Here is a 25445-nt window from a genome sequence, read left to right as displayed (position 1 = left end):
GACGCTACCGACCGTCCGGAGGGCCCGTCACACCCAGAACGCGGCACAGGCGGGGGTGCGGTCACCCCTCCTCGCGGGGCTTCCGCCGGGCAGGCGGCACCCCCTACCCTCGGGCCGTGACCTTCGTGCTGGCTGCCCTGCCCCTCCTGCTGATCGTGGGGGCGCTCGTCGACATCGTCACGCGTCCCGAAGGCGACGTGCGACACCTGCCCAAGGGCCTGTGGATCATGATCGTGCTGTTCCTGCCGCTGATCGGCAGCATCGTCTGGTTCGCCGCGGGCCGCGAGTACGGCAGCCGCGTCGAGCAGATCGGGCCCCGCGACCAGAGCCGGTACCACGAGGCTGCGGCCCGCACGCTCGACCACCGCGTCCGCAGCACCGAGCAACAGCTCGCCGACCTCGACCGCGAGGCCGAGCACTACGAGCGACTCGCCCGCCTGGCGAAGCTCGAGGCCGAGGTCGAGCAGCGCCGGGCCACGGCCGGCGACGACGTCCCCGCCTGACCGGCCCCGCGCCTCCCGGCCGGCGGCGGCGCCGTACGCGGAAACGGGCGGGTTTGCGGCGGGCGGGCGTCCGAGGACGCCCGCCGACCACGAACCCGCCCGTTCGGCGCCCAGGAGGCGCGGGCCACCACCCCGGGGACGGCCGACGTCAGCCGCGCAGCCAGGCCGCCGTCTCGCCCGGCAGCTGCCCGGCATCCGTCAGCGGTCCGCTCGCGACGAGCACCTCGCCCGAGCCCAGCCCGAGCGCGGCCAGGTCGACGGGCTCGGTGCCGAACACGCACACCACGTGCCATCCGCCGGGGCGGACGAGGTGCAACACGTCGTCGCGGCCGTCGACGGGCAGCCAGTCGAGCGTCTCGTCGGTCTGCAGGTCGCGCCGCGCGGCGAGGGCCGCCCGGTAGAGCGCGAGCGTCGACGTCGCGTCGGCTTCCTCGGCCTCGACCGAGTACTCACCGAACCACGTGGGCTGCGGCAGGTGCGCCTCGCCCGCGCCGAAGCCGAACGACGGCCCCGACCGGGTCCAGGGCAGCGGCACGCGACAGCCGTCCCGACCGATGTCGACGCCGGGGTTGCGGAAGAACGACGGGTCCTGGCGCTCGTCGGCGGGGATGTCGGCGACCTCGGGCAGCCCGAGCTCCTCACCCTGGTAGACGTAGGCGGAACCGGGCAGGCCGAGCATGAACAGCGACGCGGCACGGGCCCGACGCAGGCCGGTCTCGACGTCGACCTCGGGCGAGGTGCCGCCCGAGAGCAACCACTCGGCGCCCTGCTTGACGTCGCGACCGTCGAGGGCGGGCAGGCCGTACCGGGTCGCGTGACGGACGACGTCGTGGTTCGAGAACACCCAGGTCGTCGACGAGCCCGAGGCCTCGGCGGCGTCGAGGTTGTAGGTGATGATGTCGTGGAACTGCGTGGCGTCGAAGTCGGCCTCGAGCAGGTCGAAGTTGAACGCCTGACCCAGGCCCTCGGCGCTGGCGTAGCGGGCACGGCGCGACGGCTCGACCCAGGCCTCGGCCACGGCGATGCGCGGCGGGTCGTACTCGTCGAAGACCTCACGCCACGCGGCGTAGATCTCGTGCACCTCGTCGCGGTCCCACAGCGGGTGGTCGCCGTCGGCCTTGGGCAGCGCCTCGAGCTCGGCCGTGGACGGCAGCACCTCGGGCAGGCTCTTCGCCAGCCCGTGCGCCACGTCGACCCGGAAGCCGTCGACGCCGCGGTCCGACCAGAAGCGCAGCGTGGTCAGGAAGTCCTCGCGCACCTCCGGGTTGTCCCAGTCCCAGTCGGGCTGCTCGCTCGCGAACGAGTGCAGGTACCACTGGCCGTCGGCGACGCGGGTCCAGGCCGGGCCGCCGAAGATCGACGTCCAGTCCGAGGGCGGCAGCTCGCCGGTCTCGCCGAGACCGTCGCGGAAGATGTAGCGCGCCCGGGCGGGCGATCCGGCGGGAGCGGCCAGCGCCTCCTGGAACCAGACGTGCCGGTCGGACGAGTGGTTCGGCACGAGGTCGGCGATCACCCGGATGCCGACCGCGTGCAGCGCGTCGATCATCTCGTCGAACTGCGCGAGCGTGCCGATCTTGGGGTCGACGTCGCGGTAGTCGTCGACGTCGTACCCGCCGTCGGCGAGGGCCGACGGATAGAACGGGCTGAGCCAGACCGCGTCGACGCCCAGCCGCTGCAGGTAGGGCACCGCCGCCGTGATGCCGGGCAGGTCGCCGATGCCGTCGCCGTTCGAGTCGGCGAAGCTGCGGGGGTAGATCTGGTAGACCGCCGCCTGGCGCCACCAGGTCGGGTCGTCGGTCAGCAGCTCGGTCGAGGGTGCGGTGCGGAGCGTGTCGGTCATCGTGGAGCGAGGTCCTCTCGGTGGTGGTGGGTTGCCTGGGGGTCAGGAGGCGCGGGCCGCGCCCCCGACGGACGCCTACTTGATCGCGCCCTGCGTCACGCCCGCCATCACCCAGCGCTGGGTGAAGAGGTAGACGACGATCGCCGGGGCCATCGCCATGAGGTACGAGGCGAAGGCGACGTTGTAGTCGTTGCTGAACTGCGTCTGGAAGATCTGTTGCAGCACGGGCAGGGTCTGCAGCGACGGGTCGGCGGTGATCAGCGACGGCATCGCGAAGTCGTTCCACGAGGCCAGGAAGGCGAAGATGCCGACCGTGGCGCTCATCGGGGCGAGCAGCGGGAAGACCAGGCGCCAGAAGACCTGCCAGGTGGTGGCGCCGTCGAGCCGCGCGCTCTCCTCCAGCTCTTCGGGCAACGACCGCAGGAACGCCGTGAACAGCAGGATCGAGAACGACAGCTGGAACATGACGTGCAGCAGCGCGACGCCGGCGGGGTTGTCGAGGCCGACGATGCCGGTCAACTTGATCTGCGACAGCGCGACGACCGGGAACGGCAGGAACATCGCGGCCAGCAGGTAGAAGAACGAGAAGCGGAACAGCTTGCGATCCCAGTTGCGCGAGATCGCGTACGACGCCATCGAGGCGAGCACGACCGTGCCGACCACGGTCGCGGCCGTCACGAGGGTCGAGATGCCGAACGCCCGCGGGAAGTCGGTCAGCTGCCAGGCGGTCGCGAAGTTCGAGAAGTCGATCGGTGCCGGCAGGCTGAACGCGTTGCCGTCGACGGCCTGCGCCGACGTCTTGAGCGACATCGTGATGGTGACGTAGATCGGGATCAGCACGGTGATCGTGCCGAGCACGAGCAGCACGGTGACGAGGCGGTTCGGGCGCTCCCGACCGACGCGACCGCGTCGACGACGGGTGACGGCGTCGGCGTCGCGACCCGTGCCTCCTGGGGTGGGGGCCGCCGAGGCGGCCGGGGTGACGAGTGCGGTGTTCGCCATCAGACGGCCGCCTTTCCGCGGGTGATCCGGAGTTGGACGAGCGCGATCGCGACGGCGATCACGAAGAAGATGGTCGCGTTGGCCATCTGGTAGGCGTAGTCGCCGCCGGTGAAGCCCGTGAAGATCGTCATCGCGATGCTGCGGGTCGACGTGCCGGGGCCGCCGTTCGTCAGGCCGACGATGATGTCGTACGAGTTCAGGAAGTTCTTGAAGCCGATGATCGTGTTGATCAGGACGTAGCCCGCCACGAGCGGCAGCGTGATCGACCGCAGCTGCTTCCAGCCCGAGGCGCCGTCGAGGCTGCTCGCCTCGTACACCTCGCCGGGGATCGCGAGCAGGCCCGCGATGTAGATCAGCAGCGTGCTCGGGATCGCCTGCCACGCGGTCACGACGACGATGCCGATCCAGGCGGTGTCGGCGTTCGCGAGGATGCTGTCCTGCAGCCCGGGGATGCCGAGCGAGGCGCCGAGGGCCGGCAACGAGTTCGAGAAGAGGAACTGGAAGACGAAGGCGATGATGATGCCCGAGATGACCATCGGGATCACGAAGACGGCCCGCAGCGCGGTCTTCGCCTTGATCTGCGAGGTCAGGCCGATCGCCAACAGCAGGGCGATCACGTTGACGGCGATCACCGTGACCAGCGCGAAGCCCATCGTGAAGCCGTACGAGCCGAGGATCGCCGGGTCGGTCGCCATCGCGAGGTAGTTGGTGACGCCGACCATGTCGAACTCGCCGAAGCCGATCGAGTTCGTGAAGCTGTAGAACACGCCCATCACGGCCGGCAGGGTGATCGCCAGCGAGAAGAGGACGAGCGTCGGCACGAGGAAGAAGTAGAAGACCGGGTCGACGCGCCTGCCGCGGCGCCGCGGGTTGCCGGTCGTGCTGCCGCTCAGCGAGGTGCGGGCGCCTCGCGCGGCCGTGGGGGTGGTGGTGGCCATCGGGTCTCCTTCGACTCGGGCGGTGGTCGGGGTGGCCGGGGCCGTGGCGCGGTCCGCGCCGTCGATCGCGCTCATGCGCGGAGTGCCAGGCGGCGCCAGTCGGCGTCCATGGTGCGCAGGGTGCCCTCGACGCTGGCGCCCGTGACGATGCCCTGCACGTAGTTCTCGGCGGGGATCGTCAGCGGGATCGCCTTGGACGCCCCCTGGTAGAACCGCGCGTCGTCGTAGTAGCCCTGCATGCCGACGATGCGCTCGTCGGTCACGGCGGGGGCCGACCTCGTGGTGCCGAACGCCAGGAAGTCGCGGTTGTAGGCGTCCTGGATCTCGGGCTGCATCAGGTAGGTCAGGAACTCGCGGGCGGCGTCCTGCTTGCGCGACTGCTCGGGCACCCACAGGGCCAGGTCGAGGTTGACCCGCACCTTGCGGTCGGCGGGGTCGTCGGTCATCGGCAAGGGGAACGTGCCGACCCTCGCCTCGGGGTTCGCCTTGGTGATCTCACCGAGTGCCCACGGCCCCTGCATGAGCATCGCCGCCTCGCCCTGCGCCATGGCGAGGTTGCCGTCGCCGTACCCGCGGCTGTTGCGGTTGGCGTTCGACAGCCGTCCGAGCTGCACCATGCGCTCGACGGGTTCGCGGAAGTCCTTCTCGAACGAGACCGAGCCGCCCTGGCCGACGCTCGTGCCCTCGGCGTTCATCTTCTCGTAGAAGGCCGCGACGTCGAGCGACCCGCCGGTCGTGTAGTCGAACAGGCCCTGGGCGACGGTCCACGGTTCGCGGAAGGTGCTGTAGATCGGCGTGACGCCGGCCGCCGTGAAGGTGTCGCACGCCGCGAGGAACTCGTCCCAGGTGGTCGGCACCTCGACGCCCAGGTCGGCGAAGACCTGCTGGTTGTAGATCACCGACGCGGCGGTGATCGAGTACGGCAGCACGCTCGTCCGGCCGGGGTACGTCGCGTACTGGTCGACCAGCTCCTGCACCTCGGGGCGGATCGTGCGCGCCTCGGGCAGGTCGCCCAGGTCGCTCAGCGCCCCGCGCTCCATGAAGCGGGCCATCTCGAGGTTGTACGTGAAGGCCGCGACGTCGGGCGGGTTGCCCCGGACGAAGCCGGCCGAGATGCCCGAGGTCGAGTCGTGGATCACCCGGACCGCCGACTGCGACTCGTTGAAGCGCGAGACCAGGTCGGAGAAGTACGGGATCGCCTCGGGCTTGGTCGCGTAGAAGGTGATCTCGGTGCGCCCGCGGCCGGAGCCGGACGGGGCGCAGCCGGCGAGGAGGAGCGCCGCCCCGGCGGCACCGATCCCGCCGAGGAGGGTGCGTCGGCTGAGGCCGGCACCGGAGGGCAGTGGGGGTGTGGGCACGTCGTCGTCTCCCGGGTCGCGACCCCGACGACAGCGTCGGGACCGAGTTGATCTGGTGTGTAGATTTAGACCCTAGATCAATTCGCGGCGTGGCACCATGGGTCGTCGTCGAAAAGATCCGCCGTGTCGCGAGGCACCGGCCACAGCACGAGGAGGCGCGGGTGGCGCTGAGCACCGGGGTGTCGTCGCCGAGCCTGCTCCGCCGCATGAACGCGGCCGAGGTGCTGCGGCACGCGTGGTCAGCGGACGCCGTCACGGCGAGCGACCTGATCGCCCTCACCGGACTCACCCGGTCCACCGTGCTCGGGGTCTGCGACGACCTCATCGACCACGGCTGGATGGTGTCGCTCGCCGACGCCCGCTCGACCGGCGAGTACCGCAAGGGCCGCCCCGCGCGTCGCTACGCCCTGGCCCGTTCCGCCGGGCACGTCGTCGGCGTCGACGCCGGCCGCCACCACCTGACCGCCGTCGTGGCCGACCTGCGCGGCGACGTCGTGGCCCGCGTCGCACGGCGCATCGACCCCGACGGGACGGCGGACGACCGCCGCCGGACGGTCTCACGGCTGGTCGACGACGTCCTCGACGAGGCCTCGCTGCGCGACGCCGACGTGCTCGCCGTGGCGCTCGGAGTGCCCGCGCCGACCGACGCCGAGGGCCGGTCGCCGATCGAGGTCGGCGCCGACTTCTGGGTGCTGATGAACCCCGACTACACCGGACTCTTCGCCGAGCGCGGCTGGGCCGTCGTCGTCGAGAACGACGCCAACCTGGCCGCCGTGGCCGAGGCGGCGGCCGCGTCCCGTGCCGACCGCGAGGTCGGTGGCGGTGCCGGCGCCGCCACGTCGTTCGTGACCCTGCTGGCGGGCGAGCGGTTCGGCGCCGGGTTCGTGCTCGACGGAGCCCTCGTGCGGGGCAGCCGCGGTGCCGCGGGCGAGATGCGCCTCCTCGACCTGGTCGAGGGCGTCGGATCGGCCGACGGCCTCGGAGCCCTGCTGCGCGACTGGGCCCGGGCCGCGCGCGAGCTCGGCACCGTGCCGGCCTCGTCGCCGCTGCGGGCGATCCCGCTCGACGAGCTCGAGGCCCCCGCCGTGCTGGCCGCGGCGGACGCCGGCGACCCGACCGCCCTGCGCCTGGTCGAGAAGGCCGCCGAACGGTTCGGACGCGTCTGCGCCATGCTCAGCGGCATGCTCGACGTCGACCGCATCGTCGTCGCCGGGGCCGTGGCGCCCTCCCTCGGACTGCTGCTCGACCGGACGACACCGTGGCTCAGCCGGTTCACGCACCGGGCCGCGCCCGAGGTCGTCGCCTCGACGTTGGGCGACGCGGTCGTGACCACGGGCGCCGTCGAGCGGGCCCTGGCGCACGTGCGCGGCCACGCACTCGAGCTGACGCTGCCGGGTGCGGCGGACGCGACCCGCGCCTCCTGAGGCCTGCTCGGCGTGCGATCGGACGGCGATGCACCCGGTTTCGAACGATGCACCCGGTTGCTTCCGGGTGCATCGTTCGAAACCGGGTGCATCGTTCGTCGCGGCGGGAGGTACAGCGCGGAGCGGGACGGCGCGGCGCGGGAGACGCGGTGCGGGGCGGCGCGGGAGGCGCGGGGCGGCCCGGCGCACGCCGCTAGGCTCGCGGGATGGTCACCGTCGTGCTCCCCTGGCGTCCGCAACCCAGTCGCGTCGCGGCGTTCGAGGTCGTCCGCGACTGGTACGCCGACGCCCTGCCCGAGGCCGAGATCCGCACGATCGACTCCCCCGACCCGGTGTTCAACCTGGCCCAGTGCCGCAACCTCGGGGTCGCCGGCCTGGCCGACGACGAGGTCGCCGTGATCGGCGACGCCGACACCCTGCCGCAACGCGAGCCCCTGCTCGCGGCGATCGAGGCGGCCCGCACGAGCGGCCGGGTGCACCTGCCCTACACCGAGTACCACTGGCTGGGACGCGACGGCACCGCGCAGGCGGCCGCGGGCACCCCCCTCGAGCGGTGCGACTTCGAGCTCGTGCGCGGGGCCTGCTCGGGGGTCTACGTGACCCGCGCCTCCTCGTGGCGCAGCCACGGCGGGCAGGACGAACGCTTCCGGGGCTGGGGCTTCGAGGACGCCGCCTGGTACCTCGCCCACACCACCCTGCTCGGCGAGGCCCCGCGACGGCACGAGGGCATGGTCTTCGCCCTGCACCACCAGGCCGAGGTGCGCGAGGGGCCGCAGTACGACGCCAACGCCGCGCTGATGCAGCGGTACCGCGACGCGGCGGTCGGCGAGGACGCGATGCGCGCGGTCGTCTTCGGCGGCTAGAGCTGGAGAGCGACAGAGCGGAAGGACGACAGAGCAAGAGGACGACAGCGCAGGAGGCGCGGGGCACGTCCGGCGGACGACCCGCGTCAGTCGCGGCGGACGGTGTGCAACGGGCCGAGCGCGTGGTCGAGTGCGGCCTCGAGCGGCCAGCCCGCCCGCTCCGACTGGCTGAGCAGCAGTCCCCCCTGGATCGCGGCGATGATCGCGGTGGCGACGCGCACCGGATCGGCCGAGGCGTCGACCGACCCCGAGGCCTGCAGCCGCCGGATGCCCGCCGCCAGCTGCTCGCGCCAGGCGTCCCAGCTCGCCTTGACGCTGCGCTCGACCTCGGCGTCCGTGGCGGCGACCTGAGCGGCGAGCGTGCCGATCGGGCAGGCCCAGCGGCCGAGGCTGATGTAGTACTCGACCAGGGCGGCGCGCCAGCGCTCCCACGACTCCCAGGTGCCGAGGTCGTGGATCTCGGGCTCCTGCGCCTCGAGCAGCTGACGCCCCTCCCACCGGGCGACCTCGTGGATCAGCTCGGTCTTGCCGCCGGGGAAGTAGTGGAACAGCTGGCTCTTGCTGGTCAGCGTCGCGGCCCGCACGGTGTCGAGCGTCGTCCCGCCGATGCCCGCGGCGAGGATCTGCCGACCGGTCTCGTCGATGATCCTCTGGCGGGTGAGCCGCCCGCGCTCGGTGATCTTTGTCTCGTCCACGGAGAGATCCTACGTCGAGTGGACCATTCGGTCCACGAACACTGGACTCGACGGTCCAGTCCGTGCTAGCAATGGACCATGCAGTCCAATGAAGAAGTCCTCAATTCCCTGCCCACCGACGACCGCCTGGCCGGTCGCACCGCCCTCGTGACCGGCTCGACCAGCGGCATCGGCGAGGCGATCGCCCGCGTGCTCGCCGCCTCCGGCGCCACCGTCGTCGTCAGCGGCCGCGACGACGCCCGGGCCCGACGGGTGGTCGACGCGATCACCACCCGAGGCGGCTCGGCCCACGCCGTGCCCGCCGACCTCGCCGGCCCGTACGTCGACCTCCGCGCCTTCGCCGCCCGGGCCACCGAGGTGCTCGGCGGTCGCGTCGACATCCTGGTCAACAACGCCGGCGTCTACCCGACCATGCCGACCGACGCCCTCGACGACGCCGACCTCGACGCCATCCTGGCGACGAACGTCCGAGCGCCGCACGTGCTCGTCGGGGCCCTCGCCCCGGCGATGGCCGACCGTGGAGACGGCTCGATCGTCAACATCGGCTCGTGGATGACCCGGGTCGGGGTGCCGTTCGGCGCCATGTACACCGCGTCGAAGGCCGCCGTCGAGCAGATGACCCGCACCTGGGCGGCCGAGTTCGGCCCCCGCGGCGTCCGCGTCAACAGCGTCGCACCCGGTGCGACGTCGACTCCGGGCAACGCCGGGTCGGCGGCCGTCCTCGACACCCTGACCGCGGCCACCCCGGCCGGTCGACCCGTGCGTCCCGTCGACATCGCCCACGCGGTGCGCTACCTGGCGTCGGACGAGGCGGCCTTCGTGCACGGGGCCCTGCTCGACGTCGACGGCGGCATCCTCCACACCCGGACGATGTAGGCCGACCCGCGCCTCCTGCCGGTCGGGGCTCGGCCGGACGGACCAGACGCCACGACGTGCCGCTCGCCTGCGAAGGCGAGCGGCACGTCGTGACAGCTGAGAGGCGGGGCGAGCCGAGGAGGCGCGGGCCGGCTCGGTCAGCCGCGCCCGGTCAGCGCCGCGTGGGCTCGCGCCCGTCCGGGCGTCTCGGTCAGTCGCGCCCGGTCAGCGCCGCGTGGGCTCGGGCCCGTCCGGGCGTCTCGCGCAGGGACGCCGCCAGCCCGGCCAGGCGTCCGGCCGCACCGGGGTCGCGCGTCGGCAGGTCGAGCACGTGCCGCAGGGCCTCCGCCAGTTCGTCGACCGTCGCCGTGTTCGGGGCCAGCGCCACGCCCACCCCGGTGCGCTCGAGGGCGGCGGCCCCGGCGAACTGGTCGGTCGAGAACGGCAGGACGACGACGGGCACGCCCGCGGTCATCCCCTCGGTCACGCTGTTGTTGCCGCCGTGCGTGACGGCCGCGGTCGCCGCGTCGAGCAGCGTCACCTGCGGCAGGAACTCGCGGACGAGCCAGTCGCTCGGCACCTCGCCGAGGTCGGCCCGGTCGCCCGAGCCGAGCGCGATCGCGGCCCGCACGCCCACGCGACGCAGGGCCTCGGCCACGCGCCCGAGCACGTCCGACCGCACCGAGAGGAAGCTGCCGAAGCTGACGTAGACGAACGGCGCGAGCGCGGGGTCGGGGTCGGGCTCGGACGTGGGGTCGAGGTCGGGCGTGGGGTCGGGGTCGGCGCCGCCGGCCAGCCAGGCGGCGACCTCGGCGTCCACCGGCTCGGCACGCACGGCCGATCCGAGCCAGACGTGCGGGGGCAGCAGGGCCTCGCGCTCGGGGTCGGCCAGCTCGCCCGGGTAGTTGTAGAGCAGCAGGTCGCCGTGCTCGCCGAAGGCGCTCGTCGACGGCGGCAGGTGCGGAGCGAGCTCGGCCAACGCGGCGTTCCACTCGGCGGTGAACGAGGCGTCGACCCGCTCGCACAGCTCGCGCAGCCCGGCGACGCCCTCGGGCGCGGCGCCGACGTCGGCCCGCGCCACCGACGCATCTCCGGCGGCTCGCACCACGTTAGCGTCGTCGAACCACGTTCCGGGGTGGTTCGACGACTCGACGGTGGTGCGGCCTCCGGCCAGCGCCGGGTCGGCACCAGCGCCGGCACCGCCGAACGCCGCGGGCCACTCGGGCGGGCAGCCGTAGACCTCGTCGCCCACGGGCAGCGCGGTCGGGTGCCCCAGCACGACGTCGGCGAACGGCACGCCGCCGGCCACGAGCGCGAGCCGGGCGCTGAACGCGAGGTGGTCCACGACGATCTGGTCGGGCCGGACGGCGGCGACCACGTCGAGCACGGCCCGGGCCGTGGCGACCGGCTGCCACATGAGGTCGGTGAGGCGTTCGCGCGCCTGGTACGAGAGCGTCTCGACCATGCCGAGCCGGGTGGCGTCGAAGAAGCCGCGCAGCGACGCGTCCTCCTCGGCCACCTGCTCCTCGGCACGGATCACCCCGGGGTTCGAGCCGCGCCCGAGCTGCAGGTGCACGCGCTCGAAGCCGAAGGACTCGACGATGGCGGCGGTGGCCGGGCCGGTCGCGACGACGACGCGCTCGCCCCGGTCGCGCCACTCGGTGGCCAGGGTCGCGAGCGGCAGCAGGTGCGACGCGTAGTCGGGGCTGATGACGAGCAGGGTCATCGTGCGCTCACGCTCCACTCGCGCTGTTCGAGCTCGTCGTGGTGCACCGTGTCGTAGACGCCCGACAGCGATCGCGCCATGGCCTGGATCGTGAAGGACCGCTCGACGGTGTCGCGTGACCGGGCCGCGCGCGCCTCCGTCGTCTCGACCGAGGCCGCGGTGAGCGCCTCGCCCATCGCGAGGCGCAGGGCGTCGACGTCCCAGGTGCGGGTGAGCCAGCCGGTGTCGCCCTGACGCACGTAGGTCGAGGGCCCGCCGCCCTGCGGCGCGACGACGAGCAGACCGGAGCCCATCGCCTCGAGCAGGGCGATGCCGAACTCCTCTTTCAGGCTGCCGCAGACGTAGACGCCGCGGGGCGCCGCGAGCCCGGGCAGGCCGAAGCGGGCCGCGGCGACCCACCGGGCGACCGTGTCGTTCGGCCGGTGGCCGGGCAACAGGAGTCCGGAGGCGCGGTGCCGGTTCGCGGGGACGATCGCGTCGATCAGGTCGAGCTGTTCGCGCTCGTCGGCGCTCGGGTGCTCGAGGTCGCCGCCGATCAGCAGGAGGTTCGCGCGGTCCCGCAGGGGTCCGTCGGCCCAGGCCTCGACGATCGTCGCCATGCCCTTGACCCGGTGCAGCCGTCCGACGCTGACCAGCAGCGGCAGGCCGCGACGCTCGGGCGGCAGGGTCTCGAGCAGCGCGCGCAGCTCGGCGAGCGGCGGGGTCGCGGGCAGGCCCGCGGCGTGTTCGGCGGCCTCGGCGACCGAGCGGTCGACCACGCCGAGGTCGATGCCCTCGGGCACGATCGTGTGGCGCTCGGGGTGCGAGGTGACGTCGATGCCGACGAGCTCGCGCATGTCGCGCTCGAGCTCGGGCCGGGGGAACAGCACGGTGTGCGACGCGTTCGACGCGAGCTGCTGGACGAGCCGGGTGCGGAACCAGAAGTGCTCGACCTCGTCGACGTCGCCGAAGGTCTCCCGGGTCAGCGCGCCCGACAGGTCGAGCGACTGGATGACGGCGTGCGGGTCCGGCGCGACCGTGAAGACGACGGGGATGTCGAGCTCGCGGGCGACGTCGGCCGCCGCGAGGCTGCCCACGTCGGCCATCCGCAGGTGCAGCAGGTCGACTCCCCCCGCGGCGCGCAGCACCCGCCGGATGCCGCGCCGGGCCGCCACCCGCAGCGGCCACGCGGTCGCCGACGAGACGGGGTCGCTGAGCAGCGGCACGCGTCCGTAGACGTGTCCGGAGGCGCGGGTCGCCAGGTCGTGGACGCTCTCGACCGCCGCGTCCGCCGACCCGCGCGAGAGGGTGACCACCCGCTCGACGTGACGGTCGCCGAGGGCCGGCACCGCGCCTCCTGCGGGGAGCACGGCTCCTGCGGGGAGCACGGCTCCGGCGGGGAGCACGCCGCCCGCGGCGAGTGCGTCGCCGAGCCGGACGAGCAGCGTCGCGATGCCGCCGTTGTCGCCGCTGCCGGCGTGGGTGAGGCCGGCGTCGATGTCGGCGTGCAGGAAGAGCTGCGCGATGGTGAGGCCGTCGCGCCCGGCGGGGTGGTCGCCGTCGGGTCCGTCCTCGACTCCGCGGTCGTGCACCCGGTGGCCGTCGGGCACCTCGTCGGGGGCGGAGAGGTCGATCGCGGAGAGGCGCGCGACGTCGCCGAGGTAGCCGTCGTGGCGGGCGAGCTCGTGGACGACGGCGGCGACCGCCTGGTCGCCACGACGCTGGCCGAGGGCCGAGACGGCGGCGACGCGGACGTGCTCGTCCTCGCCCCGGTCGCGGGCGATCGTCAGCAGCGGGCGGGAGGTGATGCGGGCGCGCACGAGGCCCAGCGTCTCGACCAGGCGGTACCGGGCGTCGGGCTCGTGCACGCCGATCAGGGCGCCCTCGAGGGCGACGCCGACCACGGCGGGGGCGGCCGACGACCACTGCTCGAGCGTGCGCTGGGCGACCATGCCGGTGAAGCCCCCGGCGACGACGAGCCCGATCAGCCGACCGACCGTGTCGTAGCGGGGCAGCCGCTGGCTGAGCGCCGACGCGGCGTGCTCGCGGAGGAAGGTGCGGTCGCTCGACAGCAGATCGCTCAGCACGACGTCGGCCTGCTCGTCGAAGACCTGCGCGAGGGCGTTCGTCGCCGCGATGGCGACGAGCTGGTCGGGGCTGCCGAGCGCGCCGCGCAGCACGCGGATCGTCCGGGCCCCGCCGGTGCGCGCGGCGTCGAGCGCGAGGTCGTCGGCGAGGCGCATCGAGTCGACCAGACGGTCGGCCTCGTGGATCGCGTCGAGCGAGGTCTGGATGCCCATGGCGGTGCCTCTCGGGTGCGGCGGGGTGGTGGTGCGGTGCCCGGCCCGGGGAGCCCAGGGCCTGGTGGAGCCTATCGCCGCCCGGTGGCCGCCCGGTGGCGGGCCGGTGTGCTCGGCGCCGCGGGGGTCCGGTACCGTCGTGGGCGGCATCGATCCCGCTGCCGCGTCCCGCAGCGAGAGGTCCCACCCGTGCGAATCGTCACCATCGGAGACGTCGGCGTGCTCGACGGCATGGTCCACATCGGCGACGAGGCGATGTTCCACGAGGCGACCGTGCAGCTGCGTGCCCGCGGCGCCACGATCACCGGCGTCTCGTCGAACCCGGCCGAGACCGCCGAGCGGTACGGCATCGACGCCGTGCCCGCGATCGGCTTCCACCCCGCGACGACCGGCGGCCGGCTCGGCCAGCGCGAGCGACGCGCCCGCGTGCTGTCGGCGATCGACGGAGGCGCGGGTCACCTCCCGCAGGACGACCCGGCCTGGCAGGTGGTCGAGGCCGTCCGCGAGGCCGACGGCGTGCTCGTCGCCGGCGGCGGCAACATGGCCTCGCTCTGGCCGATGCACGTCTACGAGCGGAACACGCTCGGACTCGTCGCCCGACGCTTCGGCAAACCGCTGGTCGTCAGCGGGCAGACCATCGGGCCGGTGCTCGAGGGCGAGGACCGCGAGCTCGTCACCGAGCTGCTCGACGCCGCCGCGCTCGTGGGCCTGCGCGAGGGCGCGTCGCTCGAGCTCGTGCGGACGCTCGGCGTCGACCCGGCGACGACCGTGGGGACGGTGGACGACGCGAGCTTCCTCGGGTTCGACGCCGCGCCTCCTGCCGGGGGTGCCGCGTCCGTAGCGGGTGCGGCGGGTGCGGCGGGTGCGGCGAGCGCGGCGAGCGCGGCGTCCGTGACGGGCGCGCCGGCGCCCTACCTCGCCGTCAGCCTGTCCGCGCACGTGGGCGACGCCGACCGGGGAGCCTTCGCCACGGCCGTCGCCCGACTGCTCGACCGGGTGGCGGGCGAGGCGGGGCTCGAGGTCGTGTTCCTCGCGCACTGGGGCTCGCTCGACCCGACCGAGGAGCGCGGCGACTCGCTGCTGCACCGGGCCGTGCTCGACCAGCTGACCGTGCCGGCGCGGGTCGAACCCACGACCGACTCCCCCGCGGCCGCCCGCTTCGCCCGCGGGGCGGCCCTCCACCTGACGAGCCGCTACCACCCGGCCGTGTTCGCCGTCGCGGGTGGCGTGCCGACGGTCGGGCTCGCGGTCGACGACTACACGACGATCAAGCTGACCGGGGCGCTCGGCAACTTCGGGCAGACGAGCGTCGTCTCGGCCGCGCAGCTGCTCGCGGGCGAGGCCGACGCGGTCGCGCTGGCGGCCTGGGCCGGACGCGACGCGGTGCGCTCGGCGTGGGCCGACCGCCTCGACGGTACCCGCGCGGCGTCGGCCGCCTGGTGGGACCGGGTCGCCGCCGCGCTGCGCGGCTGACGCGACCCGCCTCGCGCACCATCGGGCACAACCCGCGGTCCGCGACCCGCGCGCCGTCGGGCGCGACCCGCGTCGGGTGGCGACCCGCGCCTCCAGGAGGCTGCCCCGCGTCGCGCGCACGCCGCCGGGTGACGGGCACCACGCCAGGACGTGGTCACGGCGCCAGGACGTGGTCACGGCGCCAGGCTTTCCCGTGGTGCGGTGTCCACCTCCTGGCGTGGTGGCTGGCGGGCTGGTCGCGCCACGCCCCATCCCGCCATGAAGTAAACAGTCCGCCACACAAAGACGTGGCGGACTGTTCACATCGTGGCGGCGTGCCCGGCTGGCGGGACGGCCGAGGAGGCGCGGCGCGGCCTGCTCGCGCCGGCGCGGCTGACCGCGCGGGCTCAGCGCTGAAGCGTCGCGCTGGGGTACTCGCCGAAGCGTCCGACGTACGACGCCGTGAAGCGGCTCAGGTGGGTGAAGCCCCAGCGCTGGGCGACGGCGCCGACGGTGGCCTCGCCCGGGGCGAGCTCGATCAGCTCGGCCCGCACGTGGTCGAGGCGGATGGTGCGCAGGTACTCGGTGGGCGTCACGCCGAGCTGTCGGCTGAAGGCCTGCTGCAGCCCCCGCGGCGTCAGGTGCACGGACTCGGCCAGCTGGGTCATGTTGACCGGCAGGTGCGAGTGCGTGTGCAGGTACTCGACCGCCTCGCGCAGCCGGGCGTTGCGCGGGACGAGCAGGGCGGGCGGCAGGTCGATGGACCGGTGCGAGAACGTGTCGAGCAGGGCGAACGCCGACTCGCGCTTGAGCTCGGAGCGCAGCAGCTCGGTCGACTCGCCGCCGAGGATGGTCTTCGCGGCGTTGGTGATGGTGGACTGCCAACGACGCAGGTTCGCCAGGTCGGGCACGGCCGTGTGGTCGAACTGCAACGGCCCGGCGAGGGCCCCTTCGTGCTCGGCGGCCATGCGCTCGAGGTAGGCGGCGTCGAAGTGCACCAGGTTCTGGCGGTACTCGCGCACCTCGAACTCGAAGGCCTTGCCGGTCGGGAACATCAGCGGGCGGCCGATCTCGAACGCGGCCTCTTCGGCACCCACGTCGACCCGGCCCTCGCCCGCGGTGATCCAGGCGACGACGTACTCGCGCTCGGGCTGGATGGCCCCGCGGATGTCCCCGAGGAACATCGCCGACCGCAGGGTCATGTCCTCGTCGCCCGCCGTCGTGTAGCGGTAGGCGAACGTCTCTTGCCGGGTGTCGGTGCGGAACCCGGCGCCGTTGTAGGTGTCCTCGAACAGGGCGCGCGCCTGGTCCATGTCGCGGCCGCCCATCTCGGAACGCACCGGGGGCAGGGTCTGTTCGGGTTCCATCACAGCGATCCTGCCATGACCGGGCCCCTGAAAGAACGTCCTGACCGGGCCGAAGCCCCGAAACGGGGGCGGAGGTGCGCGGGGCTCACGCGCCGGCGGGGCTCGTCGCCGGGCCGAAGGCCTTCGTGAACGCCGCCTTGAGCACGGCTTTGAAGCCCGTCGGCAGCCGCGTGCGGTGCAGCACGTCGGCCTCGACGACCAGCGCGAAGAACGTCTCGCCCTCGACCAGCCACCAGGCCCGCACCGTCTCGGTCGAGAACACGGCCTCGCCGTCGGGCTCGTCGGGGCTCTCGACGATGACGCGGTCCTCGTAGAGGGCCACCGCACCGTGTTCGCCGTTCATGGACGCCGAGCACTCGAAGACCAGGTCGGGGTCGAGCGGGGGCGCGAAGTCGCCGAAGAAGAGGTCGGCCGCCGCCGTGCGAGTCGCATCGCCGATCTCGCCGAAGTCGCTGGCGACGTTGAAGTCGCCGAACGCCGTGTCGGAGGCGCCGGGAGCGTCGACCTCGGGGGCGCGGCGCGACATGTCGCTCTCTGCGTCCACTGGTTTCTCGACTCTCGTCCCGATCCGGTGCGTACCTTCTCACCGCCGTGCATCTTCTGCACCGGTTCCATTAGAGCGCCTAGCTACTGTGAGTCGCATCCGGGGGCGACCACAGTTCGGTTTGTGGCCATGAGGGGCGGAACCGCAGGAGGCGCGGCCGGCGACGGTCAGGAGGCGCGCGTGATGCGGTCCACGGCCTCGCGGGTCAGCGCCCGACTCGGAGGGGACGGGTCGAGGGCGCGGTGGATCGACAGCCCCTCGATCAGGGCGTCGACCTGGCGGGCGGTGTCCGGGTCGAAGTGGCGCTCGAGCTCGACCCGGCTGCGGCGCATCCACTCGCGGGTGATCTCGCGGAACCTCGGCTCCCGCGCGGCCAGCGTGTAGAGCTCGTAGCTGAGCACCTGGTCGCGGACCGCGGCAGGGCCGGTCAGGTCGTCGTGGACCAACGCGACCACCGCCTCCTTGGCGTCGTCGCGGGTGGTCGCGGCACCGAGCCGGCGCTCGAACCGCACGATGATCGTCTCGGCGAAGCGCGAGAACGCCTCGTGCAGCAGTTCGTCCATGCCGTCGAAGTGGTAGGTCATCGAGCCGAGGGGCACGTCGGCGCGCGCCGCGATCTTGCGGTGCGAGGCGCCGGCGACGCCGACCTCGGCCACGACGTCGAGCGCCACGTCGATGAGGCGGTCACGACGGTCGGGCTCGGTGCGTCGCACGGCGCCCACGACTAGATGCTCCTCAGCACGCGGGCCGGATTGCCGACCGCGACCACGTTCGCCGGGACGTCCTTCGTCACCACCGCCCCGGCGCCGATCACGCTGTTCTCGCCGATCGTCACCCCGGGCAGCACGATCGCGCCGCCGCCGAGCCAGACGTTGTCGCCGATCGTGATCGGCTTCGCGGCCTCGAGCTTGTCGCGACGCGGCTGCGGCTCGACCGGGTGCGTCGGGGTCAGCAGCTGGACGTTCGGGCCGATCTGGCAGTCGGCCCCGATCGTGATCGGGGCCACGTCGAGCGCGGTCAGGCCGTAGTTGACGAACGTGCCGGCCCCGATGGTGATGGAGCTGCCGTAGTCGACGTACACCGGCGGCCGGACGTGGGCCGTCTCGTGCAGGCTGCCGAACAGCTCGCGCGCGACGGCCTGCGCGGCGTCGACGTCGTCGGCGAAGACCGCGGCGAAGCGCGCCTGCAAGGTGATCGCCCGCTGCTGCTGCGCCGCGATCTCGGGGTCGTCCGCGATGTAGAGGTCGCCCGCGAGCATCCGCTCGTGGTTCGTGCGCGGGTCGCCGGCGAAGTGGTCGGTGGTGGTCATGCGCACACCCTAGACGACGAGCGTACGAACGTACACACTGGACCCATGACCAACCGACCGCCGTTCAGCCCCGAGCTCGCCCGACGCCGGGCGGCGGTGTTCGTCTTCATGGCGGTCGTCGGCGTCTCGCTCGCCTCGTGGGTCGTGCGGACCCCGGCCATCCGCGACCTGCTGCAGGCGTCGACGGGCGAGATGGGCCTCGTCATCTTCGGCCTGTCCGTCGGGTCGATGGGCGGCATCGTGTCGTCCGCCCCGATCGTGCGACGTCACGGAGCCCACCGCGCCGTGGCGATCGGCGGCAGCTCGCTGGTCGCCGGCGTGGCCCTGGTCGGCGTGGCCGCCTCGCTCTCGATCACCCCCGGCGTCTTCGTCGGCCTCGCCCTGGTCGGGGCAGGGGTCGGCCTGGCCGAGATCGCCGTCAACATCGAGGGCGCCGCCATCGAGACCGCCTCCGGCCGGTCGGTGCTGCCCGTGCTGCACGGCTGCTTCAGCCTCGGCACGGTCGCGGGGGCCGGCCTCGGCATCCTGCTGACGGCGACGCACGTCCCCGTCCAGTGGCACCTGCTCGGGGTCGCGCTCGCGGGTGGCGCCGCACTGGCCTGGGCGGTACCGATCGTGCCGCGCTCGACCGGACGCTCCGACGAGCGGGCCGAGCGCGCCTCCGGGGTGCGGGCCCGGCTCGCCGGGTCGCTCGCGGTCTGGCACGACCGCCGGCTCGTGCTGCTCGGCCTGATCGTGCTCGCGCTCGCCCTGGCCGAGGGGTCGGCCAACGACTGGCTGCCGCTGCTCTTCGTCGACGGGCACGGGGTCTCGGCGACCGCCGGCACGGTCGTCTTCACGGCGTTCGCGGCGGCGATGACGGTCGGCCGCTTCCTCGGCGAACCGCTGCTCGCCCGCTTCGGGCACGCCACCGTGCTGCGCGCCAGTGCACTCGTCTCGGCGGTCGGCATCGCCCTCGTCGTCTTCTCGGACTCGGTCGTCGTCGCGGGCGTCGCCGTCGTGCTGTGGGGTCTGGGTGCCGCCCTGGGCTTCCCGGTGACCGTCTCGGCCGCGGCCGACGGCGACGACCCGACGACGGCGGTCGGAGCCGTCGCGACGATGGCCTACGTGGCGTTCCTGGTCGGGCCGCCGCTGCTCGGCTTCGTCGGCGAGCACGTGGGCCTGCGCAGCGCGATGATCGTCGTGCTGGTGGTGGTCGCGGGCGCCTCGCTGATCACCTCGGCGGCGCGTCCCCGCGAGCGGTCCGCCGCCGCCCGGCCTTAGTGTACGTTCGTACACCATGACGTCACCGACGACCTCTCCCGCGGCGCCGGCCCGCACCGTGCCGACGCGCGAGGACCGCCGCGCCCGACTCGGCGTCGCCCTGCTCTTCTTCACCAACGGCGCCCTGATCGCGAACCTCCTCCCGCGCTACCCCGCCATCAAGGACGGCCTCGAGCTGTCCAACGCCGACTTCGGCCTGGCGGTCGCGGCGATGCCCGTCGGCGCGCTCGTCGCGGGGCTCGGTGCCGGATGGCTGATCCGCCGCCTCCGGTCGTCACGGGTGGCCGTGGTCGGCACGGTCGTCACCGGGGTCGCCGTCCTGCTGGCCGGCATCGCCCCGGTCGGTGGGCTGCTCGCCGCGGGCTTCCTGCTCGCCGGTGCCCTCGACGCCATCGTGGACGTCTCGCAGAACTCGCACGGACTGCGCGTGCAGTACCGCTACCGCCGGTCGATCCTCAACTCGTTCCACGCCGTGTGGAGCATCGGGGCCGTCCTCGGCGGGCTGATGGGCGGGGCGGCGGCGGGACTCGGCATCCCGATCGTCTGGCACCTCGGGGCCTCGGCGCTGATCTTCGCCGTCGTGGCGCTCGTCGCGTACCCGCTGCTGCTCGCCGGGCCCGAACCGGCCGAGGGCACGGCCGAGGGGGCGGCCGAGACGGCCGACGCCGTCGTCCTGCCCGGCGACGACGCGACCGCGGGCGCCGGGGCGGCGGCCGCACCCGTGGCGACGGACTCCCCCGACGGTGGAGCGCAGGAGGCGCGGGCCGGCTCGGTGGCCGGGGCGGGCTCCGTCGACGACGCGACCCGCGCCTCCTCGGCTCGTGACCGTCGCCGCGTCTCGCCCGGGTTCGTCGCGAAGTGGGGCGTGCTGCTGGCCCTCGTCGTCATCGCGTCGTCGGGCGCCGTCGTCGAGGACGCCGGCAGCACGTGGGCCGCGCTCTACCTGGGCTCGCTCGGGGCCGGCGTGACCGTCGCCGCCCTCGGGTTCGTCTCGCTGCAGGGGGCCCAGTTCGTCGGACGACTGCTGGGCGACGGCATGGTCGACCGCTTCGGCCAGAAGGCCGTCGCCCGCGCCGGGGGCGTCTTCGTCGCGGTGGGCATGGGCATCGCCCTGGCGTTCCCGTCGGTGATCGGCACGATCGTCGGCTTCGCGGCGGCGGGGTTCGGCGTCGCGACCCTGATCCCGGCGGCGATGCACGCGGCGGACAACCTGCCCGGGTTCCGGGCCGGCACGGGGCTGACGCTGGTGAGCTGGCTGCTGCGACTGGGGTTCCTGGCGTCGCCGCCCGTCGTCGGGTTCGTCGCGGACTCGGCCGGGCTGCGGTACGGACTGCTGCTCGTGCCCGTGGTGGGCGTGGCCGTGGTGCTGCTCGCCGGGGTGCTCGAGGGACGTCGGGCCCGGGGGTCGGCACCGCGCGGCAGCTGATCCGGTCCGTGCCGGACCGGGTCGGGTCGGGTCGGGTCGCACCACCGTCGCGTCGTCGAACCGTGTTCCGAGGTGGTTCGACGACGCGAGCGTGGTGCGGCCTCGGGGCACCCGCCGGTCACGGTGCGAGCCCGGGTCGGCGGTGCGACGGTGACGCGGCGCGGCGCGGCACGGCCGATCAGGGCAGGCCGAGCAGGCGCAGACCCGCGGCGACGGCGGCCCCGGTGATCACCACGACGAGGAACGGTGCCCGCAGCAGCAGGGCCACCGCCGCCGCGACCAGCGCCCCGAGCCGGGCGTCGACCACGAGCTGCTGTCCGGTGGCGACGGCGTTCGCGACGGTCAACGACGCCAGCAGCCCGATCGTGAGCGTGCCCGCGACCCGCGCCACGCGAGGGTTCGTCAGCCAGCGTCGGGGCACGAGGTACCCGAGCAGCTTGGTGGCGTAGGCGACCACGCAGGCGACGGCGATCCAGACCCAGGTGCTCACGCCGCGCCTCCTCGGCTCGTGGGGTCGGCGCCCGGGGTCGCGGCCGCGCACGGCTCCGGGTCGCGACGCTCGCGCGCAGCCCGCCAGCCGAGGGCCGCGGCGACGACGGCTGCCACCAGGATCGGCACCCCCGGAGGTACGAACGGCACCGCGACGACGGTCACCACCGCGCACGCGACGGCGATCGCGGCCGCGTCACGGGAACGGAGGCGCGGCCACAGCAACGCGAGGAACGCCGCGACGGCCGCCCCGTCGAGTCCCCAGTCGCGCGGGTCACCCATCGCGTCCCCGGCGAGCGCCCCGACCAGGGTGAAGAGGTTCCAGAGCACGAAGACGCCGACCCCCGCGACCCAGAAGCCGCGGCGCTGCTCGAGAGGATCGGCCTGACCGGTGCTCGTGGCGAGCGACTCGTCGATCGTGACGTGCGCGGCCACCAGCCGACGCCAGCCGCGCGGGTGCAGCAGGGCGTTGAGCTGCATGCCGTAGACCGCGTTGCGGATGCCGAGCAGGGCCGCGGCGGACGCGGCTGCCGGACCCGCGCCTCCTCCGGCGACGACGCCGACGAAGGCGAACTGCGAACCTCCGGAGAACAGCAGCAGGCTCAGGACGCAGGTCTGCGCGGTGGTCAGGCCCGAGGCCACGGCGAGCGCACCGAACGAGACGCCGTAGAGGCCGGTCGCGACGGCGATCGACGCCCCGACGCGGATGCCGGGCGAGCGGCGCCACGGGGTCGGGGTGCGGGTGGGGGTGCGGGTGGGGGTCGCGCGCTCGACGGGTTCGCGGTCCCCGGGTGGTGGTTCGGGCTGGGGGGTCGGCGGCACGGTTCCAGCGTAGGGCGGACGATGCCCCGGGCCGAGTGAGGTCGCACCACCGATGTGTCGTCGAGCCACGCACGAGGGTGGTTCGACGACACGTCGGTGGTGCGAACTGGTCGGGCGGGGACGTGGCCGGGACGCCGCGGGACGTAGGGGCCGGGGTCGGACCTGTCAGCGCCCAGAAGTGGGGAGTGCGGCGGGGCGGGACGCCGTGCAGAATCGGTCCAGCCCTGAGCCCGAGGAGGCCCACCCGTGCTGTCCACCGTGTACGTCAGTCGATCGTCGTACCCCTTCACCGACGACGACCTGGCCAACCTGCTGATGACCAGTCGCTCGAACAACGCCCGCCTGGGCATCACCGGCATGCTGCTGCACCGCGAGGGCCGCTTCATCCAGGTGCTCGAGGGGCCCGAGGAGGCGGTCCGCGAGCGCCTCGCCGTGATCGCGCGCGACCCCCGGCACACGGCCGTGCACACCATCGTCGACGAACTCGTCGAGGACCGGCTGTTCCCCGCCTGGACCATGGGCTACCGGGCCGTCACGGACGACCTGGCGACGGTCCTCCCGGGCTACGCCGACGTCTTCGACTCCGGCACCGGCACCGGCTCCGGTACGGGCTCCGCCTCCGTCGCGGGTGCCGGCGTCCACGACGACTTCAGCAACCTGTCCCCGTCGTCGTCGCACAAGGTCCGCACCCTGCTGCGCTGGTTCCGTGACCAGCCGACCGACGTGACCGACGGGCTGTTCTCGCCCCGCGCCTCCTGATCGGGGCCCGCTGACCGGGGCCTCCCGACCCGCGGTCGGACCCCGCCGGGGTTGTGACCCCCGCTCGGCGTCGGAGATACTTTTCGGACGAAAGTATCTGCCGCCGTCTGGAGCACCCGTGTCGCACCCCACCCCGTCGCCCACCGTCGTCGCGCCGTCCCGAGCACCCGACGCGTTCGTCCACCTGAGCAGCGCCGGCGTCAGCCTGCTGCTCGACGTCACCGACGCGCGCCTGCCGACGGTCCTGCACTGGGGCGCCGCCCTCGGCCGGCCGACGCTCGAGGACGTGCGGTCCCTCGCCGTCGCGGCGGTGCCGCCCTATGTCAACAACCTGATGGACGAACCGGTGCGCCTGGCGATCCTGCCCGAGCACCACGCGGGCTGGTCGGGCAAGCCCGGGGTCGGCGGCCACCGCTCGGACGGCGCCGACTGGTCGCCGCGGTTCACGGTCGACGCGCTCGACGTGACGGGTGAGGCGGAGGCGACCCGCGCCTCCTCGGGTCCCGAGCTGGTCGACGCCGGCGCCGCCGTCGTCACGGTCGAGGCGCACGACGACGTCGCCGGGCTCGCCGTCGTGCTCGAGATCGAGCTGACGGCGAGCGGGCTCGTCCGCACCCGGGCCGAGCTGACGAACGTCGCCGGGCGACGCGGAGGCGGTCGGTCGACCCCCGGCGACGACCGGGCGGCGAGCACCGCGGCCGGTGCCGCGAGCACGGCGGCGGACGTGTACACGCTGACCGACCTGCACCTGGCCCTGCCGGTGCCACCGCGAGCCCGCGAGATCCTCGACTTCGCGGGCCGCTGGGGCAAGGAGCGCACGCCCCAGCGCCGCGAGCTCGTCGTCGGCGTGCACGAACGCGAGGGACGCAAGGGCCGCACCGGCCCGGACGCCGCGACCGTGCTGAGCGTCGGCGTGCCCGGGTTCGGCTTCGGCGCCGGCTCGGGAGAGGTCTGGGGGCTGCACGTCGGGTTCAGCGGCGGCCACCGGCACTACGCCGAACGCCTGTCGACCGGGGCGCAGGTCCTGGGCGGCGGCGAGTTGCTGCTGCCGGGCGAGCTGCGGCTCGAGGTGGGCGAGTCGTACCGCAGCCCGTGGGTCTTCGGCTCGTACGGCGACGGCCTCGACGACCAGGCCCGGCGGTTCCACCGGTGGTTGCGCTCCCGCGAGCAGCACCCGACCCGCCCGCGCCCGATGACGATCAACGTCTGGGAGGCCGTCTACTTCGACCACGACCTCGCCCGCCTGCGCGACCTGGCCGACCGGGCCGCCGCCCTCGGCGTCGAGCGGTACGTGCTCGACGACGGATGGTTCCGGGGGCGACGCGACGACCACGCCGGCCTCGGCGACTGGGTGGTCGACGGCGACGTCTGGCCCGACGGCCTGTCACCGCTGATCGACCACGTCACGGGCCTCGGCATGGAGTTCGGCCTCTGGTTCGAGCCCGAGATGGTCAACGAGGACAGCGACCTCGCCCGCGAGCACCCCGAGTGGATCCTGCAGACCGGCGACCGCCTGCCCCCGCGGTCGCGCGACCAGCAGGTGCTGAACCTCGGCATCGCCGGGGCGTTCGAGCACGTGCTCGGCCAGATGACGGCGATCCTCACCGAGTACGACATCGCCTACCTGAAGTGGGACCACAACCGCGACCTCGTCGACGCCGGCACCTGGCCGACCGGCGCCGCGGGCGTCCACGAGCAGACCCTCGCGGCGTACCGGCTGATGGACGAGCTCAAGGCGAGGTTCCCCGGTCTCGAGATCGAGTCGTGCTCGTCCGGCGGCGCCCGCGTCGACCTCGGCGTGCTCGAACGCACCGACCGCGTCTGGGTCAGCGACTGCATCGACCCGCTCGACCGGCAGCAGATGAACCGCTGGACCATGCAGCTCCTGCCGCCTGAGCTGCTCGGCTCGCACATCGCCTCGGGCGTCAGCCACTCGACCGGCCGCTGGCACGAGCTGTCGTTCCGGGCGGGCACCGCCCTGTTCGGCCACCTCGGCATCGAGTGGGACCTCGCCCGGGCCACCGACGCCGAGAACCGCGACCTCGCCGAGTGGATCGCCCTCTACAAGGAGCACCGCCAGCTGATGCACACGGGCGACCTCGTACGGGTCGACGAGGCCGACCCGTCGCTGCTGGTCTACGGCTCGGTCGCCGCCGACGCGAGCGAGGCCCTGTTCTTCCTCGCCTCCGTGGGGCGGTCGGACGTCGCACCGCTCGGCCGCGTGCTGCTGCCCGGGCTCGACCCCGAGCGCCGGTACCGGGTCGCCCCCGTCACCGTCGGCTCGCCCGACCACGGCCTCACGCCCCCGCCGTGGTGGGGCACGGCGGACGAGGGCGGCGCGTACCCCGGGGTGGTGCTCGGCGGGCGCGCCCTGGCGGTCGCCGGGCTGCAGGCGCCGTCGTCGTTCCCCGAGCGGGTCGTGCTGCTGCGGGTCACCGCCGCGGGGTGAGGCGGGGGCGGCTGCTCGACTCGCTGCCCGATGAACCCCGTTCACGACGATGAACCCCGATGAATCGGGGTTCGTCTTCGCA

General features: G+C 73.8%; 22 protein-coding genes. 9 read left to right on the top strand and 13 right to left on the bottom strand.

All coding sequences use genetic code 11. The features are described 5' to 3' along the window. Window positions 1-116 precede the first annotated feature (116 nt). A complete protein-coding gene (locus ACIOSR_RS11505; RefSeq protein ID WP_371740415.1) occupies window positions 117-503 on the top strand; it encodes a PLD nuclease N-terminal domain-containing protein in 387 nt (128 codons plus the stop codon). Between the two features lie 148 nt (window positions 504-651). Here ACIOSR_RS11505 and ACIOSR_RS11500 read toward each other — a convergent pair whose 3' ends face one another. The 4 genes from ACIOSR_RS11500 to ACIOSR_RS11485 form a co-directional block, all read right to left on the bottom strand. Continuing rightward, the gene (locus tag ACIOSR_RS11500; protein WP_173154412.1) at window positions 652-2343 is read right to left on the bottom strand and encodes a glycoside hydrolase family 13 protein; all 1692 of its coding nucleotides are present in this window, start codon (window positions 2341-2343) and stop codon (window positions 652-654) included. A 75-nt stretch (window positions 2344-2418) separates the two neighbouring features. After that, window positions 2419-3345 (bottom strand): carbohydrate ABC transporter permease, encoded by a 927-nt coding sequence (locus tag ACIOSR_RS11495; protein WP_402752678.1) that lies wholly within the window; start codon window positions 3343-3345, stop codon window positions 2419-2421. Continuing rightward, complete coding sequence (locus ACIOSR_RS11490) at window positions 3345-4283, bottom strand: carbohydrate ABC transporter permease (protein ID WP_082460176.1); 939 nt, start codon at window positions 4281-4283, stop codon at window positions 3345-3347. Before ACIOSR_RS11490 ends, ACIOSR_RS11495 begins: the two co-directional genes overlap by 1 nt. A 71-nt stretch (window positions 4284-4354) precedes the next feature. Beyond that, window positions 4355-5641, bottom strand: a complete 1287-nt coding sequence (locus ACIOSR_RS11485) for an ABC transporter substrate-binding protein (protein ID WP_123570963.1) — start codon at window positions 5639-5641, stop codon at window positions 4355-4357. Window positions 5642-5802: 161 nt separating this feature from the next. On the opposite strand from ACIOSR_RS11485, the gene ACIOSR_RS11480 reads away from it, so the two are divergent. Together ACIOSR_RS11480 and ACIOSR_RS11475 are read left to right on the top strand one after the other, a co-directional pair. Next, the gene (locus ACIOSR_RS11480; protein ID WP_402752677.1) at window positions 5803-7065 is read left to right on the top strand and encodes an ROK family protein; all 1263 of its coding nucleotides are present in this window, start codon (window positions 5803-5805) and stop codon (window positions 7063-7065) included. A gap of 206 nt (window positions 7066-7271) precedes the next feature. Beyond that, window positions 7272-7928 carry a hypothetical protein gene (locus tag ACIOSR_RS11475; RefSeq protein WP_402752676.1) on the top strand — a complete coding sequence of 219 codons (657 nt, stop codon included), beginning with the start codon at window positions 7272-7274 and terminating at the stop codon, window positions 7926-7928. Between the two features lie 86 nt (window positions 7929-8014). On the opposite strand, the gene ACIOSR_RS11470 is transcribed toward ACIOSR_RS11475, so the two are convergent. Beyond that, window positions 8015-8623 carry a TetR/AcrR family transcriptional regulator gene (locus ACIOSR_RS11470; protein WP_056044705.1) on the bottom strand — a complete coding sequence of 203 codons (609 nt, stop codon included), beginning with the start codon at window positions 8621-8623 and terminating at the stop codon, window positions 8015-8017. A 78-nt stretch (window positions 8624-8701) separates the two neighbouring features. Here ACIOSR_RS11470 and ACIOSR_RS11465 point away from each other — a divergent pair, with 78 nt between their 5' ends. Continuing rightward, on the top strand, window positions 8702-9499 hold the full coding sequence (locus tag ACIOSR_RS11465) for an SDR family NAD(P)-dependent oxidoreductase (protein ID WP_402752675.1): 798 nt from the start codon (window positions 8702-8704) through the stop codon (window positions 9497-9499). Between the two features lie 190 nt (window positions 9500-9689). Here the strand turns inward: ACIOSR_RS11465 and ACIOSR_RS11460 are convergent, their stop codons facing one another. Together ACIOSR_RS11460 and ACIOSR_RS11455 are read right to left on the bottom strand one after the other, a co-directional pair. After that, window positions 9690-11204 (bottom strand): nucleotide disphospho-sugar-binding domain-containing protein, encoded by a 1515-nt coding sequence (locus tag ACIOSR_RS11460; protein WP_402752674.1) that lies wholly within the window; start codon window positions 11202-11204, stop codon window positions 9690-9692. Further along, complete coding sequence (locus ACIOSR_RS11455) at window positions 11201-13483, bottom strand: glycosyltransferase (protein WP_402752673.1); 2283 nt, start codon at window positions 13481-13483, stop codon at window positions 11201-11203. The genes ACIOSR_RS11460 and ACIOSR_RS11455 overlap by 4 nt, the downstream gene beginning before the upstream one ends. A gap of 189 nt (window positions 13484-13672) precedes the next feature. Between ACIOSR_RS11455 and ACIOSR_RS11450 the strand changes: the two genes are divergently transcribed. Continuing rightward, window positions 13673-14956, top strand: a complete 1284-nt coding sequence (locus ACIOSR_RS11450) for a polysaccharide pyruvyl transferase family protein (RefSeq protein WP_402752672.1) — start codon at window positions 13673-13675, stop codon at window positions 14954-14956. A 386-nt stretch (window positions 14957-15342) separates the two neighbouring features. Here the strand turns inward: ACIOSR_RS11450 and ACIOSR_RS11445 are convergent, their stop codons facing one another. The 4 genes from ACIOSR_RS11445 to ACIOSR_RS11430 form a co-directional block, all read right to left on the bottom strand. Next, a complete protein-coding gene (locus ACIOSR_RS11445; protein WP_056044714.1) occupies window positions 15343-16302 on the bottom strand; it encodes a helix-turn-helix domain-containing protein in 960 nt (319 codons plus the stop codon). 85 nt (window positions 16303-16387) lie between these two features. Continuing rightward, complete coding sequence (locus tag ACIOSR_RS11440; protein ID WP_402752671.1) at window positions 16388-16846, bottom strand: hypothetical protein; 459 nt, start codon at window positions 16844-16846, stop codon at window positions 16388-16390. Between the two features lie 167 nt (window positions 16847-17013). After that, window positions 17014-17568: a TetR/AcrR family transcriptional regulator gene (locus tag ACIOSR_RS11435; protein ID WP_371740417.1), complete on the bottom strand. Its 555-nt coding sequence runs from the start codon at window positions 17566-17568 to the stop codon at window positions 17014-17016. Window positions 17569-17570: 2 nt separating this feature from the next. Continuing rightward, window positions 17571-18155 carry a sugar O-acetyltransferase gene (locus ACIOSR_RS11430; RefSeq protein WP_159825057.1) on the bottom strand — a complete coding sequence of 195 codons (585 nt, stop codon included), beginning with the start codon at window positions 18153-18155 and terminating at the stop codon, window positions 17571-17573. 45 nt (window positions 18156-18200) lie between these two features. Here ACIOSR_RS11430 and ACIOSR_RS11425 point away from each other — a divergent pair, with 45 nt between their 5' ends. Together ACIOSR_RS11425 and ACIOSR_RS11420 are read left to right on the top strand one after the other, a co-directional pair. Further along, window positions 18201-19418, top strand: coding sequence for an MFS transporter (locus ACIOSR_RS11425; protein ID WP_123570971.1), 1218 nt, complete (start codon window positions 18201-18203; stop codon window positions 19416-19418). 16 nt (window positions 19419-19434) lie between these two features. Beyond that, window positions 19435-20844 (top strand): MFS transporter, encoded by a 1410-nt coding sequence (locus tag ACIOSR_RS11420; RefSeq protein ID WP_402752670.1) that lies wholly within the window; start codon window positions 19435-19437, stop codon window positions 20842-20844. A gap of 178 nt (window positions 20845-21022) precedes the next feature. On the opposite strand, the gene ACIOSR_RS11415 is transcribed toward ACIOSR_RS11420, so the two are convergent. Continuing rightward, a complete protein-coding gene (locus ACIOSR_RS11415; RefSeq protein ID WP_173154386.1) occupies window positions 21023-21334 on the bottom strand; it encodes an AzlD domain-containing protein in 312 nt (103 codons plus the stop codon). Then, window positions 21331-22041 (bottom strand): AzlC family ABC transporter permease, encoded by a 711-nt coding sequence (locus ACIOSR_RS11410; protein ID WP_402752688.1) that lies wholly within the window; start codon window positions 22039-22041, stop codon window positions 21331-21333. Before ACIOSR_RS11410 ends, ACIOSR_RS11415 begins: the two co-directional genes overlap by 4 nt. Window positions 22042-22401: 360 nt before the next feature. Between ACIOSR_RS11410 and ACIOSR_RS11405 the strand changes: the two genes are divergently transcribed. Beyond that, window positions 22402-22914: a BLUF domain-containing protein gene (locus ACIOSR_RS11405; RefSeq protein WP_402752669.1), complete on the top strand. Its 513-nt coding sequence runs from the start codon at window positions 22402-22404 to the stop codon at window positions 22912-22914. A gap of 118 nt (window positions 22915-23032) precedes the next feature. Beyond that, a complete protein-coding gene (locus ACIOSR_RS11400; protein ID WP_402752668.1) occupies window positions 23033-25363 on the top strand; it encodes an alpha-galactosidase in 2331 nt (776 codons plus the stop codon). Window positions 25364-25445: the final 82 nt, after the last annotated feature.

Origin of the sequence: Frigoribacterium sp. NPDC087798, assembly GCF_044742985.1 — a bacterium.
Lineage (GTDB): Bacteria > Actinomycetota > Actinomycetes > Actinomycetales > Microbacteriaceae > Frigoribacterium.
Note: the sequence above shows the minus strand (reverse complement) of the source record. Positions and strands in the feature narration are given on the sequence as shown.